The sequence below is a fragment of the Actinopolymorpha singaporensis genome (assembly GCF_900104745.1).
Lineage (GTDB): Bacteria > Actinomycetota > Actinomycetes > Propionibacteriales > Actinopolymorphaceae > Actinopolymorpha > Actinopolymorpha singaporensis.
In genome coordinates, this window is record NZ_LT629732.1 from 4530913 (window position 1) to 4553135 (window position 22223).

Consider the following 22223-nt stretch of genomic DNA (forward strand, 5'->3'; position numbering starts at 1 on the left):
TGTCCAGTACGCAGAACCCATCGCCGCAAGGGAGAACGAAGTGACGGAACCCCGGCTCAACCTGTTCGAGAACGAGATCGGCGCGAGGTTCGCCAAGCGGTTCGCGAACGCCGGCATGGTGGTCATGCAGTCCTCGTTGCCGCACGCCACCCAGGAGCTCGTGTCGTTGCGGGCCAGCCAGATCAACGGTTGCGGCTGGTGCATCGACATGCACACCAAGGAGGCGGCCGCCGCCGGTGAGACCGCGGTACGGCTCCACCTGGTGGCCGCGTGGCGGGAGTCCACGGTGTTCAGCGAGGCCGAGCGGGCCGCTCTGGCGTTCGCCGAGGAGGGCACGCGGCTCGCCGACGCCTACCAGGGCGTGTCCGACGACACCTGGGCCCAGGTGCGCAAGCACTACGACGACGACCAGATCGCCGCGCTGGTCTGCCTCGTCGCCCTGATCAACGCCGCCAACCGGATGGCCGTGATCGTGCACCAGCAGGGTGGTTCGTACGAACCAGGGATGTTCACCGCCGCGATGAGCTGATCGGCGGAAAGTCGGCCCGGCTCGGGGTCACCCGAACCGAGCCGGGCCGACGATCGGGGAAGGGGTCCGGAAGCGCGGGACCCCTTCGTCAGTCCCGGCCGCGCTTCGGGGTCTGCCCGGCGACCCCGTGCCGAAGCGGTGTGCCGGAGTCGGCGCCCGTGCCAGGCTCCACCTGGGACCCACCCGCCGGGGCGCCGGTCTGTTCGGGGCGTACGTCCTGACCACCCTCACTGGGGGAAGCACCGCTGTGCAGCTGCTCGATCCGCGCCTCCAGCACCGTGATCACGGGCAGCCGGTTCCCGTGCTCGCGCTCGTAGTCCAACAGGGTGCCGATCTCGTCGGCACTCAGCGAACGGATGCGGTGTTGCAGGCTTCCCTCTGGCAGGTGGTCGTAGTCGGGCAGCGGCAACGCCTCCCGGTCGGCATGAGCATCCTCCCTGTGCGTACTCGCGTACTTACCTCGATGCTTCTTCGCGTCTGCGGTTCCGCCTACCCGTCGAGAGCGTCGGTACTCGTGGGATAGCGCGCGGGGAGCCGACACGACGCTTGGTGAGAGTCGCAGGGACGTATCGGCAGTGTTCGCCTCGTCTGCCAAACTGCTCAAGTGATCGTCAGACTCGCACGGGAGGAGGACCTCCCTGGCTTTCTCGGGCTGGCGGCACAGGTCGAGCACTGGTTCGGGCCGATGGTCGACAACCCCGGTTTTCACAGAGCCCTGGACAAGCACATTCGTCAGTCCGCCGCGCTCGTCGCCGCCGATTCGGGGCCCAATCTTCTCGGCGGCCTGCTCTTTGGTGCGACGCCACCGACCTACCACATCCACTGGCTCGTCGTCTCCGAACAGGCGCGCGGGATGGGCGTCGGTCGTGCGCTGATGTCGGACGCTACACGTAGGTTCGTGCATGGTCCGGGCAGCATCGAGGTGGTCACCTTTGGATCCGATCACCCGGGCGCCGTTGCCAGTGGCGCACGCGTCTTCTACGAATCCCTCGGTTTCACACCGGCCGAGGCCGCCGACCCCGGCCCGGAAGGTGGTTCCCGGCAGGTCTATCGCCGGGCCAGCACCTGACTCCGGCGACGTTGCACCGGCCACAACGTCTAGCGCACCGTGTAGCTGAGCCGGTAGTGGGCGCCCCGCCGCTTGAAGGTCAGGATGCCCCCGTCCCTGCGCGGCTTGAGTTTGTGCTGACCGAGGTAGTCGTCACTGTCCGGATCGTCCTTCTCGTACAGCCTGACGCGGGCGTTGCCGGTGAACTGGACGGTCTTCCTGATCCGCTTGCGCTCGCCCTGTTCGATGTCGATCGTCCTGCCCACCTTGCTGCCCTCGACGACGACGGCGATCTCGTCGTCGCCGAAGAAGTCCTGCTGCTTCTTCGAGTGCAGCGTGCCCAGCCTCAGCGTGCCACCGGGAATTCCGGTCAGTTCGCCGAGCCGTGCCGTGTGCGTTCCCGGGATGACGTTCTTCGCCCTGCGTCCGCTGGTGCCGTCGAACTCGTACGACCCGGACTCGAAGTTCAGGTACACCCTCCCGCCAGGGGTGACGGCGATGCCCTGCGCCATCGTCGGGGCGCGGAAGCAGCGTGGCGAGGCCCTGTCGAGGTTGGTCTCCGCCGCGTTGGTCACGTAGAGGTTGCTGCGCCTGTCGCGTCCGCTGGAGGTGCTGAACAGGAACCGGTTGCCAGTCTTGGCGACGCCCTGGGTAGAGGCCGGGGTCTCCCATCGAAGACCCCGGTTGGTGCCGGGCTTGGGATCGAGTGTCAACTTCCCGTTGCTCTGGATGGTGTAGCGGTACATCCAGTCGCGGTAGCCGTGGAAGTTGAACCTGCCCGCGTAGAGGTGGCGGCCGTCGGCGGTGAGGAAGGAGGCGCCGTAGACCGTCGTCTGCGCGTCGTGGTCCAGGCTTCCGCCTCCTGCCCTCAGCTCGGCGCGCAGCGCGTCCAGCCGGTAGGAGCTGACGGTGTGCCGGCTCCCGTTCTTCGGCCCGTCGACGAAGAGCCACCGGCCGTTGAGGCCGAGGGCGCCGGCGTGGGTCGGGCCCAGTGCCACGATGCCGACGACCTTGCCCGGCTCACGGGGGTCCAGACCGATCAGGTGCCCGTTCGCGTCGCCCTGGTCGTGGGCGGAGACCAGAAGCAGGTCGTCGCCCTTGCCGTTCCAGTCGCCCCACCAGGCGACGCCCTGCGGGGTGTGGCGGCGCAGTTCCTCGTGCGGGACGGTCGGCCCAGGGGAGAACCTGCGGTCGTACAGGTAGGAGGCGGACGGGCCGTCGTACAGGCGTGCGGTCCTGCCGCTGGAGTCCTTCTCGCACCGGATGGTCGTCGAGGCCACGGTGGGTGGCGGTGGCTTGTCCCCGGCCACAGCTCGCGGCTCCGTCGCAGTGGGGCGCCGGGGCCCGGCGGCTTTCGCGGGCTCCGGCCCGGCGCCGCCGACCACCGCGGAGGCCACCACCAAGGCGGCCGAACCGAGTGCCGCCGCGGCCCTGCTCGGATGCTTGCTCACGATCAATCGCTCCCCGTCAGATTCGATTGCTCGATCCGTACGAAGCTAACACGATTGCCCGAATTGCCGCATTTTGCAGGCCGGGCGGCCGCGCCGTCGCGCCTATCCGAGTTGGTCGCGGCGGCGCTTCAGGTACGCGATCTCGGCGCTGTTGCCCGCCAGTTCGATGGCCCTGTCGTACGCCCCCCGCGAGTCCCGGCCGCGGCCCAGCCGGCGCAGCAGGTCCGCGCGGGTCGCGTGGTAGGCGTGGTAGCCGGCCAGCCTGTCCGCGAGCCGGTCGACGGCCGCCAGCGCCACCTCCGGACCGTCGAGCTCGGCGACCGCGATGGCCCGGTTGAGCGCGACGATCGGGGACCGGTCGATCCGGACCAGCTGGTCGTAGAGAGCGACGACCTGGGACCAGTCGGTGTCCCGCGCGTCCCTGGCGTAGGTGTGCACCGCGTTGATCGCCGCCAGGATCTGGTAGCGACCCGGGGCCACCCCGGCGGCCGCGGCGGCCAGGCGCTCGCGTACCAGCCGATGCCCCTCGGCGATGAGCGCGGCGTCCCAGGCTCCACGGTCCTGCTCGGCGAGGGAGACCAGTTCACCGCTCGCCGAGACCCGGGCGGTGCGGCGGGCCTCGGTGAGGAGCATCAGCGCCAGCAGGCCGGCCACCTCACCGTCGTCGGGCAGGAGGACCCGGATCAGGCGGGTGAGCCGGATCGCCTCGGCGGTCAGGTCGTGGCGTACCGGATCGGAGTCCGGGCCGGTCGCCAGGTAGCCCTCGTTGAAGACCAGGAAGAGGACGGCGAGTACGCCGGACACGCGAGCCGGAAGGTCCTCCGCGGACGGCACGCGGTAGGGGATGCGGGCAGCCTTGATCTTCGCCTTCGCCCGGGTGATCCGCTGCCCCATGGCGGCCTCCTGCACCAGGAAGGCCCGGGCGATCTCGGGCACCGTCAGCCCGCCGACCATGCGCAGCGTCAGCGCCACCCGGGCCTCCATCGCCAGCGCCGGGTGACAGCAGGTGAAGACCAGCCGAAGACGCTCGTCGTCGATGGCGCCCAGAGGCTCGGGCGGGTCGTCGTCGGACAGCATCCGAGCCTCCCTCTGCTTGTCGTCGCGCTTGTTCTCACGCCGGATCCGGTCGATGGCCTTGCGGTTGGCGGTGGTGGTCAGCCAGGCACCGGGATTGGGGGGTACGCCGTCGACCGGCCACCGCTCGACGGCCGTCGCGAACGCCTCGGCAGCCGCCTCCTCGGCGATGTCGAGGTCACCGAAACGCCTGGTGAGAGAGGCGACCACCCGTGCCCATTCCTCGCGATGGGCCCGGGTGATCGCCTCCTGTACGCCGCCCGTGGTCACAGGAACGGCCGCACCTCGACCTTCCGGTTGCACGCCTTCGAGCCCGCGGCGGCGAGCTTGAGCGCCACGTCGAGGTCCGGGGCCTCCATGATCCAGAAGCCGGCGAGGTGCTCCTTGGCCTCCAGAAACGGGCCGTCGGTGACCAGCGCCTCCTCGCCGCGGTTGTCGATGACGGTGGCGGCGCTGGGGGACGCGAGGCCACCGGCGAAGACCCAGTGGCCCTCGGCGCGGAGACCGTCGTTGAACTCGTCGATGGCGGCCATCTCGTCGGAGGTGGCAAGGCCGGCGGTGTCGTCGATCACGGAAACGAGGTACTGCATGCCGGAATCATCCCCTGCGGTTGTGGGCGCCCGTCGTGAGCAGCCGTTCACCCTTGCTACGAACGTCTGCGCCCCGATCCGACACCGTCTCCCGGACTGCTTTCAGGAACCTTCTGGTGCGAACTCCCGGGAAGCGGCTCGTGAGCGATCCGAGACCGACGTTATCCGGCTTCGGCCGGAACGCGCGCCGGGCCCGCTCGAGCCGGTGGGCCTGCTCCGCCCTGATCAGGTCCGGGGTCAACCGTGTACTGAAAATGATGTGCCTCACCTCGGTGGTTCTGGCGCCTCTCGTAGGCGGCCTCGCACCATTGCGACGAACATCCCGGGCGGGATTCGACACGTCTCCCCGGACTTTCAGGGACCGGGCTGGTGAAGAGGGGTCGGTGACGGGGGAGAGGCGGGCAGATCTCACGTTCATGGGCGTCCATGACGCGTCATGGCGTACTTCTGCGTTATGCGACGTGGATGGTCGCTCGGCCCGGACGGTGCGGGATGGCTGGACGTCGCGCTCGGCCACGAAGAAGACGGAGGCAGTGATGTCGTGTCGGCGCGGCCACGAGGGTTCCGCCAGGCGCGGCGTACGTGGGCGTCCACGTACGCCGGTGAGTGCCCACGCCAGCAGGGATTTCGCATCCGAGCGCGAGGCTCGGGCAGAGGAGAGGGTCGGGGCACCAGCGTCCGTCGGTTGACATAATGTTCATTATCGGCGTTCTACCAGGATGGCTCAGGACGGCCGAGAGGGGCTCCGGACGACGGGCCCGGAGCGCTCCATGCAGCACCCGAGCTTCGCACTGCCGGCTCTCCACTTCGGCAGACCGCGCCGTACGTTCCGCCCGTGTTTCCCTGCGTGCTTCCGCTGACGACGCCTGCCGCCTGTGCGTTCGAGTCGTCCGTACACGAACGCCGACGGACGGGCCGTGGACAGGACTCACCGGATTTGGCCCGGGTTCGGCGGCGTCGGCGGTGCGGCCCCGGCGAAGGCGCCGAACCCCGGCCTCGGCGGGCCCCCGCCTGCAGACCACGCGGATCATGGCCGCCAGCGACTTGGTGACGCCGCGTAGCGACAACGCATCCGAGGCGGCGCCAGGCATGCCCGTGACGGAATGTCGAGGGCGGAGATCGGACCGTCACACGATCGAATTCATGTCGTGTAATAGCACTTACACGACATGGTAGGTTCTGGGCCATGAGTGAGCCGAAATCGGTGTCGACAGTGACCGTGCACGATGCCGTGCTGGAGTATCTCGAGGTGCTCGAGCGGCGCGTCATGCGTTCCCAGCTCAGCCCCGCCACTCTGCACGCCTACCGCCGTGACCTCATCGACTTCACCACTCTCCTGGGCCCCGACACGGTGCTCGACTCCATCGAGGCCGACCAACTGGAAGTCGCGTTGACGGCCATCGCCAGGGCGCCCGATCGCCGTTACACGAAGGGCCTGAAGATCGCCGAGGACGGCTCCACTCCCCCAGGTCGCGGCCAGCACCTGCTGGCGCGCTGGTTCGCCGCCGTACGCGGGCTGTTTCGCTGGGCCACCGACAAGGGTTACGTCCAGGTCGATCCCACCACCCGGGTGGCCGCGCCGCGTACGCCGCGGAGGGCTGCCGGTTCCCGGCTCGGGCTTCGGGTCGACGAGGCGCTGGTGCTGCGGGCTTCGCCGAGCCGACGGGCACAGGAACCCCTGCGCGCCGACCAGAAGCTGTCCGTCCGCGACGAGGCGATCCTGCGGCTCCTGGTCGAGTCGGGCCCACGGGTGTCGGAGCTGTGCGGCGCCAACCGCAGCGACATCCGGTTGCACGAGGAAACCCGCACGCCGGTTCTGCACGTACGCGGAAAGGGCGGCAAGACTCGCGACCTGCCGCTGTCGCCGGCGACCTTCAGGACCATCGAGAGGTACCTCGCCGAGGAGCGTCCGCCGCCCCCGCAGCCGACGTCCCTGGACCGCGCGGAGCGCATCAGGGTCGAGGACGCGGCCAGCGCGTTGTTCGTCTCCGTACGCGGGAAGCGGCTCTGTCCACGTGATCTCCAGCGGATGGTCGAGCGCTACACCAAGGGGTACCTCGGCCGCCGGGCGACACCGCACGCTCTTCGGCACACCGCGCTGACCGTGCTGGCCCGGGCCGGGGTGGACATCGCGACGGTCGCCCAGATCGCCGGCCACTCCAGTCTGGCCACGACGTCTGTCTACATGGACGAATCGATGAGTGCCGCTGCCGAGGCCATCGACAGCTCGCCCCTCGCCGCCGACTGAGGAGGCGGTGGGTCACGTGCGGCACCCTTGGCGAACGCCGTGTCCGAGGCCGGAACCCGGCGTTCGCCAAGGGCGGTCGACTCAGGCCGCCGTGTCCCAGGCGAACCCGTCGGGGTCGGTGAACGGCCCCGCGTCGGTGCCGATGACGATACGGTGCGAGCCGGAGCCGTCCGGATCCACGCCGACGTCCTTGGCCGCGGCCTTACGCCCGTAGAGCGCCAGCTTGACCGACGAGGAGGAGCCGTCGAACTCGACGTACTTCCTGCCGAAGCTCCGGCTCACTGTCAAACCGTGGTTGACATAGAATTCCTTGCTGGCCTTGACGTCTCCCACGCCGAGCAGCAACACGATGTCGTCGACGTCTCTGGTGACCGGGCCGGTGTCCTTCTTCGCCGAGGTCGCGACCTTCCAGATCGTGCCGTCCGGCGCCTGGACGACTCCCCCGTAACCCCAGAAGCTCTTCGTGGCGGGCTTGAGCGTCGTGGCGCCCGCCTCCACGGCGGTGCCGATCAGGCTGTCGACGGTGCCCGGTTGGGACACCACCAGCGACAGCGCGCACCCGCGGAAGCCGGCCGTCGGAGCGTCGCCGGCGCGAGTGCGGATCGTGTCGCCCAGCCCGAAAGCCTTGTCGTAGAAGGCGTTCGCCGCGTCGGGGTCGGGTGCCTCGATGATGATCGACCTGATGGCTGCCATGTCAGCGAACCTCCTGGATGCGGACCATGTTGCCCGCGGGGTCCCGGAAGGCGCAGTCGCGTACGCCGTACGGCTGGTCGGTCGGCTCCTGGACGACCTCCACGTCGCCCGACTGGATCTTCTCGAACGTGCCGTCGAGATCCTTGGTTGCCAGCAGGATCCAGCCGTAGGTGCCCTTGGCCATCATCTCCGAGACGGTGCGGCGCTCGTCCTCGGTGATGCCCGGGTCGGCGAACGGCGGCGCCAGCAGGATCGAGGTCTCGGGCTGACCGGGCGGGCCGACGGTGATCCAGCGCATGGTGCCCTGTCCGACGTCCTGGCGGACCTCGAAGCCGAGCCGGTCGCGGTAGAAGGCCAGGGAGGCCTCCGGGTCCTCGTGCGGGAGGACGCTGGTGTGAATGGTGATGTCCATGTCAGTCACGCTAACTACGGCTCCACCAGCCGTGCTTCTTGATTCCTGATCGGTCTGGTCACCTGTTTTGCGACACACGCCGGCAGCTGCGCACTCCCCTGTGCCGCCGCGCGTTTGTAGACGCTGGGCGGCATACCGACAAGTTCTGCGAATCGGGTACTGAAGGTGCCCAGCGACGCGCAGCCGACCGCGAAGCACACCTCGGTGACGCTGAGATCACCGCGCCGCAGGAGTGCCATCGCCCGCTCGATGCGCCGGGTCATCAGATAGCCGTACGGCGACTCTCCGTAGGCCTGCCGGAACTGCCGGCTCAGGTGTCCGGCGGACATGTGCACGCCACGGGCGAGCGCCTCGACGTCCAGTGGCTGGGCGTACTCGCGGTCGATCCGGTCGCGGACGCGGCGGAGCAGGGCGAGGTCGCGCAGGCGCTGCTCGGACGGGGTGTTGCTCACGTTCGAGATCCTGCCATGCCGGGCCGCGCCGGGCGGCTCCACGTCGGCGTCACCAGCCCGGTCGGGTGCCCGGTTCGCCAGGCTCGGGCCGCTTTGCCCGGCCGGGCTGTCAGGGGGCGAAGAGCCGGGACGGCCGCTTGGGGAACAACGCGTTCACCAACGGCCCGGCCTCACCGCCGGTGCCGACGTCTGGGTAGGCGGTACGGAGCTCGTCCAGCGACGCGTGCCCGAACAGCGACCGCAGGAACACCAGCGGCGGGAAGCCGGCCCGCGGAGTCCGGTCGTGCCGGCCTGCCGGGCCCTGGTCGCGTACGTCGCCGAGCCGGCCGTCGGTGAAGGTCAGTCGTACGGCGGTGCGGTAGAAGTCGAGCAGCAGGTCGCCGTCGTAGCCGGCCACTGACGATTCCGCCAGCCGGCGTTCGAGAACGGGGGCGATCCGGCGCAGCACAGCGGGCAGGTCCGGCACCCGGACGTACCACGCGTACGGCGGCTGCTGCCGGGGTTCGTACTCGTGCGGGATCACCTGGTAGAACGGATGGTCGCGGCCGAGTTCGAAGACGAGTCTGGTGATCGGCTCGTCGTCCGGTGTGAGCTTGTCCGCGGAGAGGTTCACCAGCGCCCGCACAAGTGAGGGCCGAATTCGGGCCAGGTTGGTGCCGGGGGTGAATTCCATCAGGGCGACCCGGAAATGCGTGCCGCTCCCCTGCGCCACCACCAGCCCGCAGAACTCTCCCGTGCCGGACTCGACAATCCGTACGCGGACAAAGCCCAGCATGGCGTCGGGTTCGTTCTCCGCGTCGATGTTGTACGTCCAGAAGCGTTCATCCAGCCGGGAGACCACCAGACTCCCCCGCTGGCTCTGCTCGTAACAGGCGATCAGCGCGGGAACGTCTTCCCTGGTTGCCTTCCGCAGCCGGTACGGCTCGGCCTCGCCGTCCTTCGCCTTCGGCAGCAGCGAGACCGGGACGGTGACGCTGCCGCCGAGATCGACGGCGTACTCGTAACCGAACTGCCGGTAGAAGTTGGGAATCCCGGTGATCGACTGGACGAGTTTGCCGTCGTGTTCGCACCGGTCGTGGATGGCGCCGAAAAGCGTTCGGACAAGTCCTCGCCGACGGTAATCCGGGTCCGCGGCGACGATTTCCGGTCGGCCCACCGGGAGCGAAACGCCGTCGTAGGTCCATTCCTCGTGCTGGTAACACGCACAGGCGACGAACCTCTTCCGGTCGGCGCGGGTGTCCTCGACCACGATGTAGTCGTGGGGCCCGAGCAGGGGATGGTCGCCGCGCATGTGGCGGCGCACCATGTTCATCAGGAACGCGTTGGGCGGGCCGTCGTCGTTGTCGCGGAACACCGCGCCGGCGAGGTCCGCGATCGCGTCTGTGTCCGCGGGTGTCGACCAGCGCAGCACCAGGCCGTCACCCAGGTCGCGGCGGAGGTCGCCGGTGGGGTCGCCGGTGGTGTCGTCGGTTCGTACGGTCGAAGTCATCGCCGCCGACACTAGGGCCGCGAGACGGTGCGGGCCACCCCTTATCCGCGCGGCCGTCGCGCGGAGATCCTTACCGTCAGACGCCCACGTCGCGGGGCGGGTCCTCCCAGCGGCCGGCGAGGATTTCCGGGAACAGCTCGGGCAGCCGGCGGGGCGCGAACACGGCCGCGTCGGCGGGACCGGCCTCCAGGTCGCCCCGGCTCCACCACCGGTAGGCCTGGTGGCCGTCACGCGCCGACCACGGGTCTCCGATGGCGTGGATCGCCGGAGTGTTGGGCGCGCGGTAGACGAAGAACTGCTCGCGTTGGTCCAGCAGGTCCCCGTCGCTCCCAGTTCCCTCGCCGCGCTCGACGACGGCCGCACGCGGGTCCTCCGTGCCGCCGACAGGGACGACGTGCCGGCGGGTCCACACCGGACCCCGGATGCGGTCGGGGTCGACCTCGAGACCGGTCTCCTCCCGCAGTTCGCGGGCAGCCGCCTCCAGCGCCGACTCCCCCGCCTCGACGCCTCCCCCGGGACAGAACCAGAACCCGTCCCCTGGACCGGGTCCGGGGTGTGCGTGGAAGAGGAGGAGCCGGTCCAGCGGGTCGACGACCAGCAGGCGCACGGCAGAACGTATGCGGGATCCGGGCACGTGCCGAACGATATAACCGAGATCAACTTCTTCCGAATTCCGTCCGCCGCCGGACGTGGCTCGACACCCGCGGTGCAGCCGTCGAGGATGGGCGGCACGCCGCGCCCGGTCGGGCCGGCCCGGGCCGGCGGCTGGAGTGTCGGCTGGGCGGCCGAGTAGGACGGGAAGGAGCAGGTGCGGTGACCAACCCGGTGTTCGTGCTCGACGCCGTGCGTACGCCGATCGGCCGGTACGCCGGAGGGCTGGCCGACGTACGCCCGGACGACCTCGCCGCCCACGTCGTCGGCGAACTCGTCCACCGCAACCCTGGACTGGACCCGGCACGCGTCGACGACGTGGTGTTCGGTGCCGCCAACGGCGCGGGCGAGGACAACCGCAACGTCGCCCGGATGGCTGTGCTGCTGGCGGGGCTGCCGAGTTCGGTGCCCGGCGTCACCGTCAACCGGCTGTGCGGCTCGGGGATGGAGGCGGTGATGGCGGCCAGCCGCACCATCGCCACCGGTGAGGCGTCCCTGTGCGTCGCGGGCGGGGTGGAGTCGATGAGCCGCGCGCCGTGGGTGATGCCCAAGCCCGAGCGGGGTTTCCCGCGTGAGTCGCAGACGCTGCACTCGACGACGCTGGGCTGGCGCATGGTCAACCCGGCGATGCCGCCCGAGTGGACCGTGTCGCTGGGTGAGGCCACCGAGGCGCTGGCGGGCGAGTACGGCATCTCGCGGGCGGCGCAGGACGCGTTCGCCGTAGGAAGTCACCGGCGGGCCGCCGCCGCGTGGGCGGCCGGGGAGTTCGCCGAGGAGGTGGTGGCCGTGCCCGGCTGTGACCTGGACCGCGACGAGAGCGTCCGTCCGGACACCTCGGTGGAGGCCCTCGCCGCGCTGCGGCCGGCGTTCCGCCCGGACGGGTCGGTCACGGCGGGCAACTCCTCTCCCCTGAACGACGGGGCGGCGGCGCTCTTGCTCGGCGACCGGGACGCGGCCCGCTCGATCGGGGTGGAACCGCTGGCCCGGGTGGTGTCCCGGGGCGTCGCCGCGGTCGAGCCGCAGTTGTTCGGTATCGGCCCGGTGCGCGCCGCCGAACAGGCGCTGGCCCGGGCCGGACTCGGCTGGGCCGACCTGGACGTGGTGGAGCTGAACGAGGCGTTCGCCGCCCAGGTGCTGGCGTGCCTGGCGCATTGGCCCGATCTCGACCCCGAGATCGTCAACCCGCGCGGCGGTGCCGTCGCCCTCGGGCACCCGCTCGGGGCCTCGGGTGCGCGGATCGTCGCCTCGCTGGCCTGGCAGTTGCGCCGTCGCGGCGGCGGGCGCGGCCTCGCCGCCCTGTGCATCGGGGTCGGGCAGGGACTCGCGGTCGTCCTCGAGGCCTGACTCTCGGCCCCTTCCGGATTAGTCAGGGTTGACTATATCCAGCCGGTTAGTCGATCCTGACCAAGTGAAGAAACGCAAGGTCAACAATCTGCTGGCGCTGGCCGTGTTGTCGTACCTCACCCAGCGGCCGATGCATCCGTACGAGCTGAGCAGGTCCCTGCGCGACAACGGCGACGACCGCAGCATCAAGTTCACCCACGCCTCGCTCTACATGGTGGTCGGTCAGCTCGCCAGGGCCGGGTTCGTCACCGAGCACGAGACCACCCGCGAGGGCGGGCGCCCCGAGCGGACGGTCTACGCCCTCACCGACGCCGGGCGGGAGGAGCTGCACGACTGGATGCGCGAGCTGGTCGGGGAACCGAGCCACGAGTACCCCCAGTTCGTCGCCGCACTCTCCCTGATCGCGGCCCTGCCGCCGCAGGAAGTGCTCGACCTGCTCGACCACCGTCTCGCCCGCCTTGCCGAACAACGGGCCGAGATTCGCGAGCTGGTCGACCGGGCGGTCGCGGGTGGCGTCCACCCGCTGTTCCTGGTCGAGGAGGAGTACCGCCTCGCGCTCCTGGACGCCGAGGCCGAGTTCGTACGGGACTTCGTTCGGCGCATCACCGATCCCGAGGCCGGCTGGGGGCCCCTGTGGGCGACCTTCCACGACCGGACGGGCGATCTCGAGGAAAGGCAGAACTCATGACACCTCCCCGTACCGCTCTGGTCATCGGCGCCGGCATTGCCGGTCCCGCGGTGGCCATGGCACTGCAGAAGGCGGGCATCGAACCCGTCGTGTACGAAGCGCACCCCTCCGGCGCCGACGACCTCGGTGTCTTCCTCACCCTCGGCTCCAACGGTGTGCACGCACTGCGGGTGCTCGACGCGGCCGAACCCGTGCTGGCGCTGGGCTTCCCCACGCCGGGCGTCACCCTGCGCAATCACCGGGGCAGGCGGCTGGGCAGCAGCCGCATCGGGGTGCCACTGGCAGACGGCACCACCAGCCAGACCCTCAGGCGGGCCGATCTCTACCGCGTGCTCCGCGAGATCGCCGTGGCCCGGGGTGTCCGATTCGAGTACGGCCGGCGGCTGGTCGCGGCGCACGACACCGGTGACGCCGTGCACGCGGAGTTCGCCGACGGCAGTGAGACGTACGGCGACGTCCTCGTCGGCTGCGACGGCATCAACTCGACCGTGCGGACGATCATCGACCCGGCGGCTCCGGCGCCCACCTACACCGGGCTGGTCGGCACCGGCGGCTACGCGCGCGGTGTCGCGGTGGACGTGGAGCCCGGAAGCTACGAGATGGTGTTCGGCCGGCGGGCGTTCTTCGGCTACGCCCTGGAGCCGGGCGGTGAGGTGTGGTGGTTCGCCAACCTGCCCCGGCCGCACGAACCGGCACGGAGTGAGCTCGAGGCGACCACGGAGTCGCGGTGGCGGGAGGAACTCGAGTCGGCCTTCGCCGCAGACCGCGGTCCGCTGCTCCCGCTGGTCCGGGCCACGCCGCGGTTGCTGGGCACCGGCCCGATCCACTCGATGCCGCATCTGCCCCTCTGGCATCGGGGCCGGATGGTCGTGGTGGGCGACGCCTCGCACGCGCCCTCGCCGACGTCCGGCCAGGGTGCCTCGCTCGCCGTCGAGGACGCGGTGGTGCTGGCGAGGTGCCTGCGCGACCTGCCGGATCCGGTGGCGGCGCTGCGGGAGTTCGAGCAGGCCAGGCGGCCCCGGGTCGAGCGGATCATCGCGCAGGCGGCCCGCGTCAACAACGCCAAGGCGCCGGGACCGGTCGGCCGGGTCGTCCGGGACGCGATGTTGCCGCTGGTCCTCCGGCTGACCGCGGACAGCAAGGCGCTACGCGAGTCCTACGGGTATCGCGTGGAGTGGGCGGCTCCGGCGACGACGGCGGGCTTTGGGGGTGGTGCCTGAGAAGGTGTCCCGGCGTCGAGGGGCGACAGCTTGCCCTCAACCATGGTTGGGGTTCTAGCGTCGCCCTCGTCGACCTCCGTACGACGTCGACGTCTGCCCCCGGCAGACGATGCGCGGGCCACCGAGGTGAAGGGACCAAGCGGGCATGGACATGGAGACCACCGCGTGGATGTCGCTGTACCACGCGATGAACGCCGAGGACGAACGCCGGCCGTTCTCCCGTGCGACCCTGCGGCGGATCGGCCGGTTCGCCGCGCCGCACCGTGCCCAGCTCACGAAGTTCCTGATGCTGAGTGTCGTGACCGCGGTCCTGACCGTGGCGACCCCGGTGCTGGCCGGGCGGGTCCTGGACGCGATCGTGGAACGCTCCTCCCTGCGGGTGGTTCTCACCCTGGCCGCGGTGATCGCGGTCATCGCCGTCGCCGAGGCAGGGCTCGGGATCCTCACCCGGCTGCTGTCCGCCCGCATCGGCGAGGGACTGATCCTCGACCTGCGCACGGCCGTGTTCGACCACGTTCAGCGGATGCCGGTCGCGTTCTTCACCCGCACCCGGACCGGCGCGCTGGTGAGCCGGCTCAACAACGACGTGCTCGGCGCGCAGCGTGCCTTCAGCGACACGCTGTCCGGGGTGGTGAGCAACCTCGTCACCCTGGTCCTCACCCTCGCGGTGATGGTCGGGCTGTCCTGGCAGGTGACCGTCCTCGCGCTGGTGCTGCTGCCGATCTTCGTGGTGCCGGCGCGGCGGATGGGCAACCGGCTGGCCCGGCTGGAGCGCGAGGCGGCCAACCACAACTCCGCGATGAGCACCCAGATGACCGAGCGCTTCTCCGCGCCCGGTGCCACACTGGTCAAGCTGTTCGGGCGGCCCGACAACGAGTCCGCCGAGTTCGCGGTGCGTGCCCGGCGGGTGCGCGACATCGGCGTGCGCAGCGCGATGGTGCAGTGGGTCTTCATCGCCGCGCTCACACTGGTCTCCGCGCTGGCCCTGGCGCTGGTCTACGGGCTCGGCGGCTACTACGCCCTCGCCGGCTCGCTCGATCCCGGCGACGTGGTGGCGCTGGCGCTGCTGCTCACCAGGCTGTACGCCCCGCTGACCGCGCTGGCCAGCGCCCGGGTGGAGGTGATGAGCGCGCTGGTCAGCTTCGAGCGGGTCTTCGAGGTGCTCGACCTGGCGCCGCTGATCGACCAGAAGCCGGACGCCGTACGCGTCCCGGACGGGCCGGTGTCGGTGGAGTTCGAGCATGTCCGGTTCGCCTACCCGGCCGCCGACAAGGTCTCCCTGGCATCGCTGGAGGAGGTCGCGAAGCTGGACGCGCGCGGCGGTGAGGAGGTGCTGCACGACGTGTCGTTCCGGGTCGAGCCGGGCGCCATGGTCGCGCTGGTGGGCTCCTCCGGTGCGGGAAAGTCCACCATCGCTTCGCTGATCCCCCGGCTGTACGACGTGGACGGGGGCGCGGTACGGCTGTCCGGCGTCGACGTACGCGACCTGACCTTCGATTCGCTGCGGGAAACGATCGGAATGGTCACCCAGGACGGCCACCTGTTCCACGAGTCGCTGCGGGCCAACCTCCTGCTCGCCCGGCCGGAGGCCGGCGACGACGAGCTGTGGGAGGCGCTGCGCCGGGCTCGGCTGGACGACCTGGTGGCAAGCCTGCCCGAGGGCCTGGACACGGTGGTCGGCGAACGCGGCTACCGGCTGTCCGGGGGCGAACGCCAGCGGCTGACCATCGCCCGGCTGCTGCTCGCCCAGCCGCGGGTGGTGATCCTGGACGAGGCGACCGCCCACCTCGACTCCACCTCCGAGGCCGCCGTACAGGCCGCGCTCGGTGAGGCGCTGGCCGACCGCACCGCCGTGGTCATCGCGCACCGGCTGTCCACGGTCCGGGCCGCGGACCTGATCCTGGTGCTCGAAGCCGGCCGGGTGGTCGAACGCGGCACCCACCACGAGCTGCTCGGCCGCGGCGGCCGCTACGCCGAGCTGCACCGTACACAGTTCGACGTCGAGGAGAGCGCCGCCGACGACGACCCCGCCGGCGGCCCCACCGGCGGCCCCGTGACCGTCTCGCCGGAGCCGTCCACGGCGGCGAGCGTCGCGACCCCAGCCGGGTAGTGTCGGCGCCATGCCGACTGCACCCCGTCCCGAGCAGCGTCCCTTCGTCCACCGCCACCACGGTGACGAGCGGGTCGACGAGTACGCCTGGCTGCGCGACCGGGAGGACCCGGCCGTGCTCGCCCACCTGAAGGCCGAGAACGCCCATACCGAGGAATCCCTCGCACATCTGGCCGGCCTGCGCGAGGAGCTGTTCGAGGAGTACCGCTCGCGGATCAAGGAGACCGACGAGGACGTCCCGGCCCGCGACGGCGCGTGGGAGTACTTCACCCGCACCCAGGAGGGCAAGCAGTACCCACTCTTCGTGCGGCAGCCGGTCGGTGGGGTCGACGGGGACAGCGCCGGAGCCGGTGACCGGGAGGAGGTGCTGCTGGACTGCAACGAGGCGGCCGAGGGCACCGACTACTTCGCGCTGGGTGCGTTCGCGGTCTCGCCGAGCGGCCATCTGCTCGCCTACTCGGTGGACACCGACGGCAGCGAGGAGTTCCGGATGCGGGTGAAGGACCTCCGCACCGGCGAGCACCTGCCCGACACGATCAGCCCCACGGGGTACGGCGCGGCCTGGTCGGCAGACGAAGGTTTCCTCTTCTACACCACCCTCGACCCGGCCCACCGGCCGTGGAAGCTGTGGCGGCACCGGCTGGGCACCGACCAGTCCGAGGACGTGCTGATCTTCACCGAGGAGGACGAGTCGTTCTACCTCGGCATCTCCCGGACCCGCTCACGGGAGTGGCTGGTGCTGGACCTGCACGCCACCGAGTCCAGCGAGGTGCACGTCCTGCCCACCGACGACCCCGAAGGACAGTGGCGCCTCGTCGCCGCGCGCCGGCCCGGCGTGGAGTACTCCCTGGAGCATCACACCGACCGGTTCCTGTTCGTCACCAACGACCAGGGCCCGGACTTCCGCCTGGCCCAGGCGCCGGTGGAGGACCCCAGCCCGGAACGCTGGACGGACGTGATCCCGCACCAGGAAGGTGTTCGGATCGTGTCGGTCGACGCCTTCACCGACCACCTGGTGGTGGCGTTGCGGGCCGACGGGCGCACCGAACTCGATGTGATCACCGTCGCCGACGCCGAGCGCCGCCGGATGATCTTCGAGGAGCCGATCTACACCGTCGACGTCGGCACCAACCGGGAGTTCGACACCACCACACTGCGGATCGACTACACCTCGCTGACCACGCCGAACTCCGTCATCGACGTCGACCTGGCCACCGACGCGCGCCGGCTGCGCAAACGGCAGCCGGTGCTGAACGTCGACCTCGACCGGTACCAGTCGACCCGGGAGTGGGCCACTGCCCCGGACGGGACCAAGGTGCCGATCTCGCTGGTGTGGCGCGACGACCGTCCCGAGGGCGGGCCCGTGCTGCTGTACGGCTACGGATCGTACGAACACTCGATGGACCCGTGGTTCTCCACCCTGCGGCTGTCGCTGCTGGACCGGGGTGTGGCGTTTGCCATCGCGCATGTGCGCGGCGGCGGTGAGCTCGGCCGGTCGTGGTACGAACACGGCAAGCGGCTGGAGAAGGCCAACACCTTCACCGACTTCGTGGCCGCCGCCGACTACCTCGTGGACAACGGCTGGACCACCCGGGACGGACTGGCGATCCGGGGCGGGTCGGCGGGCGGGCTGCTGGTCGGTGCTGTGCTGAACCTCCGGCCGGACCTGTGCGCCGCGGCGGTGGCGGAGGTGCCGTTCGTGGACGCGCTCACCACCATCCTCGACCCGTCGCTGCCGTTGACGGTGCGGGAGTGGGACGAGTGGGGAAACCCGGTGGCCGACCCGCGGGTGTACGCCGCGATGAAGGCGTACTCGCCCTTCGACAACGTCTCGGCCAGCCGCTACCCCGCGATCTACGCCACCGCCGGGCTGAACGACCCGCGGGTGAGCTACTGGGAGCCGGCGAAGTGGGTCGCCCGGCTGCGTGACCGGATGACCGGTGGCGGACCGGTGCTGCTGAAGACCGAACTCGGCGCCGGCCACGGCGGTCCTTCGGGCAGGTACGACGCCTGGCGGGACGAGGCGCAGGTGCACGCGTTCGTCCTCGACCAGGTGGGCGTCGCGAAGACGTCCGCGTAGGCGCCGAGGGCGTCCCGCGTAGGCCAGGCCTGGTCGATTTAGCCCTTGCGGGGTCCGCGCGGAGGTAACCTCCCGCCAACCGCGAGGAGGTGGCCGCATGGACCCCGACGTACACCGGTCCCTGGTCTGGTGCAAGGACGCCGGCGCTGAGCTCGCCGAGGTGAAGCTGGCGCGCGGGCACCTGTCCGCGGTCGGTTCGGCGATCGGGGCGGACCCGGTGCCGTATCGGCTGGAGTACGCCCTCACCACCGGCGACGACTACGCCACGTCGTCGCTGCGGGTGCACGCGTTCGGCGTCGGCTGGCGTCGGGTGCTGGAGCTGCGCCGCGACGGCGCCGGCCGCTGGGAGATCTTCGCCGACGCCGAAGGACACCTGGACGCACCGCCGCCCGGTGGCCAGGCAACCCGCTACACCGAAGCGCTGGACTGCGACCTGGGGTTGTCCCCGCTCACCAACACCATGCCGGTGCGGCGGCACGGGCTGCTCACCGGAGGTGGCCCGGTCGAGCTGCTGACGGCGTGGGTGTCGGTGCCCGACCTGTCGGTACGCCCGAGCCGGCAGCGCTACACCCACGTACGTGCCGATGGTGACGGCGTGGTGGTCCGCCTCGACAGCGACGACTTCACCGCCGACATCACCTTCGACCGGGACGGCCTGGTCGTCGACTACCCGGGAATCGCCCGCCGTGTCGGCCCTGCCGAGACGACGGCGGCCAGCATCGAACTCGCCGGCCGGGCGCACCTCACCAGCAGCGCTCGGCCGGGCGACGAGCCGGACGGCGCCACCGGCGACGTCCTCGCGGCGACCTAGGTTCTGTTGTCAGGACGGACGGACCGGCTGCCGAGCTAGTTGGTGCCGCTCTGCGGGCCGGGCGCCGGCATGTGACGCTGGTTCCCGCGCGGGTTCCCGCGGAGGTTCGCGCGCTGCCCGAGATCGGCCAGGTCGACGATCCGGACGGCGGTCGAGGTGTCGCCGCTGACAGTGGCGACGACAGCGACCTGCTGGCCCTTACCGATCGACCCGATGCCTTCCCGGCGCGCGTCGACTCTGGTCCTGGCGTCGACGACATAGGAGTGGGTGTAGCCGTCCGTGCTCTTCACCGTGATCGCGGTGGAGCTGACCGACTCGACGCTGCCTCGCTGGATGGCGACGGTCCGGTGGCCTCCGCCCGGCTTGGCGACGACGAACTCACCGTGCAGGGCCCGGCCGGCCAGCCCGATGCCTCCGGGCCCGAACCGCTCGGCCCCGAACCGGTCAGGCCCGAACCGGTCAGGCCCGCCCAGCCGGCCGGGGTGCCGCGAGGTGCCGCGTTCCCTCGGTGCCGGCACCGCGGTCGGTTTACCTGTCGGCGTGGCGGTGGGCGTGGCGGTGGGCGTGGCCCGCGGCTGCGCGGCGACCTTGGCGTGGGGGCCGGAGTCGTTGTCGGCAAGCGCGATGCCGCCCACCACGAGCCCGGAGACGGTCGCCGCGACGACGGCCACCCCGACCACAGTGGTCCGACTGACAGTGCGTCCTGCAGGGCTCATGCTCAGCTCCGTTCGTCGGGCGGCTCTGGCCACCTGTCCGTACGCCGGCCGTGCGGCGACAGCCGCGCGGAACAGCACACCAGTGATCGCGCACCAGTATCGGTTCCGAACCTGGGAAACACCTGAAGAAAACCTGGGAGTTGCCGATGCGGCATGCTGGGCAGTCATGCGTTCGGTGTACCTGTCCCACGTCGGCTGCTGGGTCCGCTACCTCGACCTGCCCGGCGACTCCCCCGGCCGCGACGGCGCCGGTTCGTCGAATGCCTCCGGTCCACCCAACGCCTCCGGATCCCGGGATGCCACCGATTTCCCGGACCCGTTGTTCGTCTACGTCGCGGGCCTCGGAGCGGCCACCTCCGCCGACTTCCCGCACGTGGCGACTCACCCGGCACTGCGGCGTCATCGGTCGCTGCTGGTCGACCTGGTGGGCACCGGATGGAGCGACCAGGCCGACTCCGAGCGGTTCGGATACACCGTGGAGGACCATGCCGACGCGGTCGCCGCGGTCCTCGACGCCGACGGCGTCAGGGGCGCCACAGTTGTCGGCCACAGCCTCGGCGGTTCGGTGGCCATCGCGCTCGCCCACCGCCGGCCCGAACTCGTGGGCACCCTGGTCGCCTGCGAACCCAATCTCGACCCCGGCGTGGGAGACCTCAGCGCACACGTCGCCGCCCAGACCGAGGAAGCGTTCGTCCGCCGCGGCTACGACGCCCTGCGCGCGGTCGTCGCCCGGGACGAACACGCCGCCGGCAAGTCGGTGCTCCACGCCACCACCGGACGCTGGACGGCGGTCGGGATGCACCGTACGTCGGTGTCGATGCTGGCCGACCGCGATCCGACGTTCCGTACGCAGTTCGCACAGGCGACCATGCCGCGGGCCTTGCTGGTCGGCGAGCGGACCACCGACGTGGACCTGACCGGATTGGAGCCGGCCGGTGTGGCCGTGCACGTCGTGCCGAGCGCCGGTCACGTGATGACGTACGACAATCCCGCCGGCTTCGCCGCCACCATCGCGGCAGCGGTCGAGCAGGCTCACTGAGCCTCCGTTCCGCGTACGTCCCATGAGGGCTTCGGCGCGGGGAGCATCCGGCCCAGGCGGGCGAGCGGGGACACCGCCATCAGCGCCGGAGACAGCAGCATGCCGGCGGCCGTCACCAGCAGGCTGGTGCGCAGGTCCCAGCGTTCGGCGAGGAAACCGCCGAGCAGGGAGCCGAGAGGTGTCAGCCCCATGCCCACGAACGTGATCGTGGCGGCCGCGCGGCCCTGCAGCGCGGCCGGGGTCACGGCCTGCCGGACGGCCATCACGGTGACGTTCACCAGCTGCCCGAAGGCTCCGAAGACGAAGTTGACCGCGAGCAGTACGGCGACCGTCGCCGACGACGAGCCGTGCAGCGCCGGCACAGCGAGGAACGCGCCGTCCCCGAGCGCTGCCGCGGCGACGAGTACGACGCCGTATCCGAACCGGCGCGGGAGGCGCGCGGCCAGCAGGGCGCCCACGAGCGCGCCCGGACCGACGGCCGCGAGGGTCAGCCCTACGGCGGTTCCGGACAGGTGCAGCACCCGCGGCACGAACAACAGGTAGCCGGTCATCGTCGCCGCCAGCCAGAACTGGAAAGCGGCCGAGGCGAGGCACACCGTCCGCAGCGAGGAGTCGGCGGCGACGAAACGGAGGCCTTCCCCGATCCGCCGCCAGACCGGTTCGCGGGTGCCGGTGCGCTCGCCTGTACGCCCGCCGGTGTCCTCGCCGGTGCGGTCCGGCAGCTGTTCGCGGTGCCGGATCCCCCGGATCGACAGACAGGACACGGCGAAGAACGCCGCGCTGGTCGCGGCGCCGACCGGGACGGACAGCAGCGACACCATGGCGCCGCCGAGGGCGGGCCCACCGATCTGAGCGGCCGAGCGGCTGCCCTCGAGCGCGCTGTTGCCCCACACCAGCTGGTCGCGGCGGGCCAGCCGGGCCAGCGCCGTCTGGTAGGCGACGTCGAAGAACACCGACAGGGCGCCCACGGCGAACGCGACGACGACCAGCGCCGGCAGGCCGAGGAGACCGAGCAGGCCCGCGACCGCGGCGGCGCCCAGCGCCATGGCGCGGCCGGCGTCGGTGGCCACCATCACCGTTCGGGTGCGCCACCGGTCCACCCATGCACCGGCTACGAGGGAGAACAGCAGGATCGGCGCCTGGCCCACCGCGCGGAGCAGGCCCAGCTGGCCCGGGTCGGCATGCAAGGTCAGCACGGCGATCAGCGGCAGGAGCATCAGGGCCGAGTGTTCGCCGAGCTGGGAGGCGGCCTGCCCGGCCCAGAGCCGGCGGAAGTCCCGGTCGCGCCACAGATCCGGCGTACCGGAGGAGCCGGCAGCGGTCGCGGACGGAGTGGCTGGGATGGGAGGAGTGGTTGGGGTGGGTGGAGTGGTTGGGGTGGGTGGAGTGGCTGGGGTGGGTGGAGTGGCTGGGGTGGACGGCACGGGCGGGAACCCCTCGGAGTGAGATGACAGGCCCGGTGACCGGCACGCGAAACGCGCCGGTGGTTTCGGGCAGCGGCGGATTCGCTGTGCCGCGCGTCAGGGGCAGCACGCGATGACAGGCCGAGTACGGCCCAGGAGGTCAACGCGTGCTCGA

The 22223-nt window shown here is 70.9% G+C and carries 21 protein-coding genes; 10 read left to right on the forward strand and 11 right to left on the reverse strand.

The features are described from left to right. Positions 1 to 40 precede the first annotated feature (40 nt). Entirely contained in the window at positions 41 to 529 is a 489-nt protein-coding gene (locus BLU27_RS20395; protein WP_092655262.1) for a carboxymuconolactone decarboxylase family protein, read from the forward strand. An 88-nt stretch (positions 530 to 617) separates the two neighbouring features. Here the strand turns inward: BLU27_RS20395 and BLU27_RS20400 are convergent, their stop codons facing one another. Next, positions 618 to 938 (reverse strand): DUF8129 domain-containing protein, encoded by a 321-nt coding sequence (locus tag BLU27_RS20400; protein WP_092655263.1) that lies wholly within the window; start codon positions 936 to 938, stop codon positions 618 to 620. A gap of 195 nt (positions 939 to 1133) precedes the next feature. Here BLU27_RS20400 and BLU27_RS20405 point away from each other — a divergent pair, with 195 nt between their 5' ends. Beyond that, positions 1134 to 1598, forward strand: a complete 465-nt coding sequence (locus tag BLU27_RS20405) for a GNAT family N-acetyltransferase (RefSeq protein ID WP_092655264.1) — start codon at positions 1134 to 1136, stop codon at positions 1596 to 1598. A gap of 29 nt (positions 1599 to 1627) precedes the next feature. Here BLU27_RS20405 and BLU27_RS20410 read toward each other — a convergent pair whose 3' ends face one another. From BLU27_RS20410 to BLU27_RS20420, 3 genes are all read right to left on the reverse strand, one after another. Beyond that, positions 1628 to 3028, reverse strand: a complete 1401-nt coding sequence (locus tag BLU27_RS20410; protein ID WP_157728720.1) for a hypothetical protein — start codon at positions 3026 to 3028, stop codon at positions 1628 to 1630. A 102-nt stretch (positions 3029 to 3130) separates the two neighbouring features. After that, complete coding sequence (locus BLU27_RS20415; protein ID WP_092655266.1) at positions 3131 to 4372, reverse strand: RNA polymerase sigma factor; 1242 nt, start codon at positions 4370 to 4372, stop codon at positions 3131 to 3133. After that, complete coding sequence (locus tag BLU27_RS20420) at positions 4369 to 4692, reverse strand: YciI family protein (RefSeq protein WP_092655267.1); 324 nt, start codon at positions 4690 to 4692, stop codon at positions 4369 to 4371. The genes BLU27_RS20415 and BLU27_RS20420 overlap by 4 nt, the downstream gene beginning before the upstream one ends. A 1186-nt stretch (positions 4693 to 5878) precedes the next feature. Between BLU27_RS20420 and BLU27_RS20425 the strand changes: the two genes are divergently transcribed. After that, positions 5879 to 6940, forward strand: coding sequence for a tyrosine-type recombinase/integrase (locus BLU27_RS20425; protein WP_092655268.1), 1062 nt, complete (start codon positions 5879 to 5881; stop codon positions 6938 to 6940). A gap of 81 nt (positions 6941 to 7021) precedes the next feature. On the opposite strand, the gene BLU27_RS20430 is transcribed toward BLU27_RS20425, so the two are convergent. The 5 genes from BLU27_RS20430 to BLU27_RS20450 form a co-directional block, all read right to left on the reverse strand. Then, positions 7022 to 7633 (reverse strand): VOC family protein, encoded by a 612-nt coding sequence (locus BLU27_RS20430; protein ID WP_092655269.1) that lies wholly within the window; start codon positions 7631 to 7633, stop codon positions 7022 to 7024. A gap of 1 nt (position 7634) precedes the next feature. Then, complete coding sequence (locus BLU27_RS20435; RefSeq protein ID WP_092655270.1) at positions 7635 to 8045, reverse strand: VOC family protein; 411 nt, start codon at positions 8043 to 8045, stop codon at positions 7635 to 7637. 14 nt (positions 8046 to 8059) lie between these two features. Continuing rightward, a complete protein-coding gene (locus BLU27_RS20440; RefSeq protein ID WP_092655271.1) occupies positions 8060 to 8497 on the reverse strand; it encodes a helix-turn-helix transcriptional regulator in 438 nt (145 codons plus the stop codon). Positions 8498 to 8606: 109 nt separating this feature from the next. Continuing rightward, positions 8607 to 9986 carry a GNAT family N-acetyltransferase gene (locus BLU27_RS20445; protein ID WP_157728721.1) on the reverse strand — a complete coding sequence of 460 codons (1380 nt, stop codon included), beginning with the start codon at positions 9984 to 9986 and terminating at the stop codon, positions 8607 to 8609. A gap of 76 nt (positions 9987 to 10062) precedes the next feature. Beyond that, complete coding sequence (locus BLU27_RS20450; protein ID WP_157728722.1) at positions 10063 to 10620, reverse strand: NUDIX hydrolase; 558 nt, start codon at positions 10618 to 10620, stop codon at positions 10063 to 10065. Positions 10621 to 10799: 179 nt separating this feature from the next. Between BLU27_RS20450 and BLU27_RS20455 the strand changes: the two genes are divergently transcribed. The 6 genes from BLU27_RS20455 (at position 10800) to BLU27_RS20480 (ending at position 18890) form a co-directional block, all read left to right on the forward strand. Beyond that, positions 10800 to 11981 (forward strand): thiolase family protein, encoded by a 1182-nt coding sequence (locus tag BLU27_RS20455; RefSeq protein ID WP_092655273.1) that lies wholly within the window; start codon positions 10800 to 10802, stop codon positions 11979 to 11981. 64 nt (positions 11982 to 12045) lie between these two features. Continuing rightward, the gene (locus BLU27_RS20460; RefSeq protein ID WP_092655274.1) at positions 12046 to 12669 is read left to right on the forward strand and encodes a PadR family transcriptional regulator; all 624 of its coding nucleotides are present in this window, start codon (positions 12046 to 12048) and stop codon (positions 12667 to 12669) included. After that, positions 12666 to 13889 carry an FAD-dependent oxidoreductase gene (locus BLU27_RS20465; protein WP_092655275.1) on the forward strand — a complete coding sequence of 408 codons (1224 nt, stop codon included), beginning with the start codon at positions 12666 to 12668 and terminating at the stop codon, positions 13887 to 13889. Before BLU27_RS20460 ends, BLU27_RS20465 begins: the two co-directional genes overlap by 4 nt. Positions 13890 to 14034: 145 nt before the next feature. After that, a complete protein-coding gene (locus BLU27_RS20470; protein WP_092655276.1) occupies positions 14035 to 15999 on the forward strand; it encodes an ABC transporter ATP-binding protein in 1965 nt (654 codons plus the stop codon). Positions 16000 to 16009: 10 nt separating this feature from the next. Next, a complete protein-coding gene (locus BLU27_RS20475) occupies positions 16010 to 18079 on the forward strand; it encodes a S9 family peptidase (protein WP_092655277.1) in 2070 nt (689 codons plus the stop codon). A gap of 97 nt (positions 18080 to 18176) precedes the next feature. Further along, positions 18177 to 18890, forward strand: coding sequence for a putative glycolipid-binding domain-containing protein (locus BLU27_RS20480; protein WP_092655278.1), 714 nt, complete (start codon positions 18177 to 18179; stop codon positions 18888 to 18890). Between the two features lie 35 nt (positions 18891 to 18925). On the opposite strand, the gene BLU27_RS29250 is transcribed toward BLU27_RS20480, so the two are convergent. Then, positions 18926 to 19606 carry a hypothetical protein gene (locus BLU27_RS29250; RefSeq protein ID WP_157728723.1) on the reverse strand — a complete coding sequence of 227 codons (681 nt, stop codon included), beginning with the start codon at positions 19604 to 19606 and terminating at the stop codon, positions 18926 to 18928. Positions 19607 to 19772: 166 nt separating this feature from the next. Here BLU27_RS29250 and BLU27_RS29255 point away from each other — a divergent pair, with 166 nt between their 5' ends. Continuing rightward, the gene (locus tag BLU27_RS29255; RefSeq protein WP_157728724.1) at positions 19773 to 20645 is read left to right on the forward strand and encodes an alpha/beta fold hydrolase; all 873 of its coding nucleotides are present in this window, start codon (positions 19773 to 19775) and stop codon (positions 20643 to 20645) included. On the opposite strand, the gene BLU27_RS20495 is transcribed toward BLU27_RS29255, so the two are convergent. Continuing rightward, complete coding sequence (locus tag BLU27_RS20495) at positions 20639 to 22069, reverse strand: MFS transporter (protein WP_241827535.1); 1431 nt, start codon at positions 22067 to 22069, stop codon at positions 20639 to 20641. The genes BLU27_RS29255 and BLU27_RS20495 overlap by 7 nt on opposite strands. Positions 22070 to 22223: the final 154 nt, after the last annotated feature.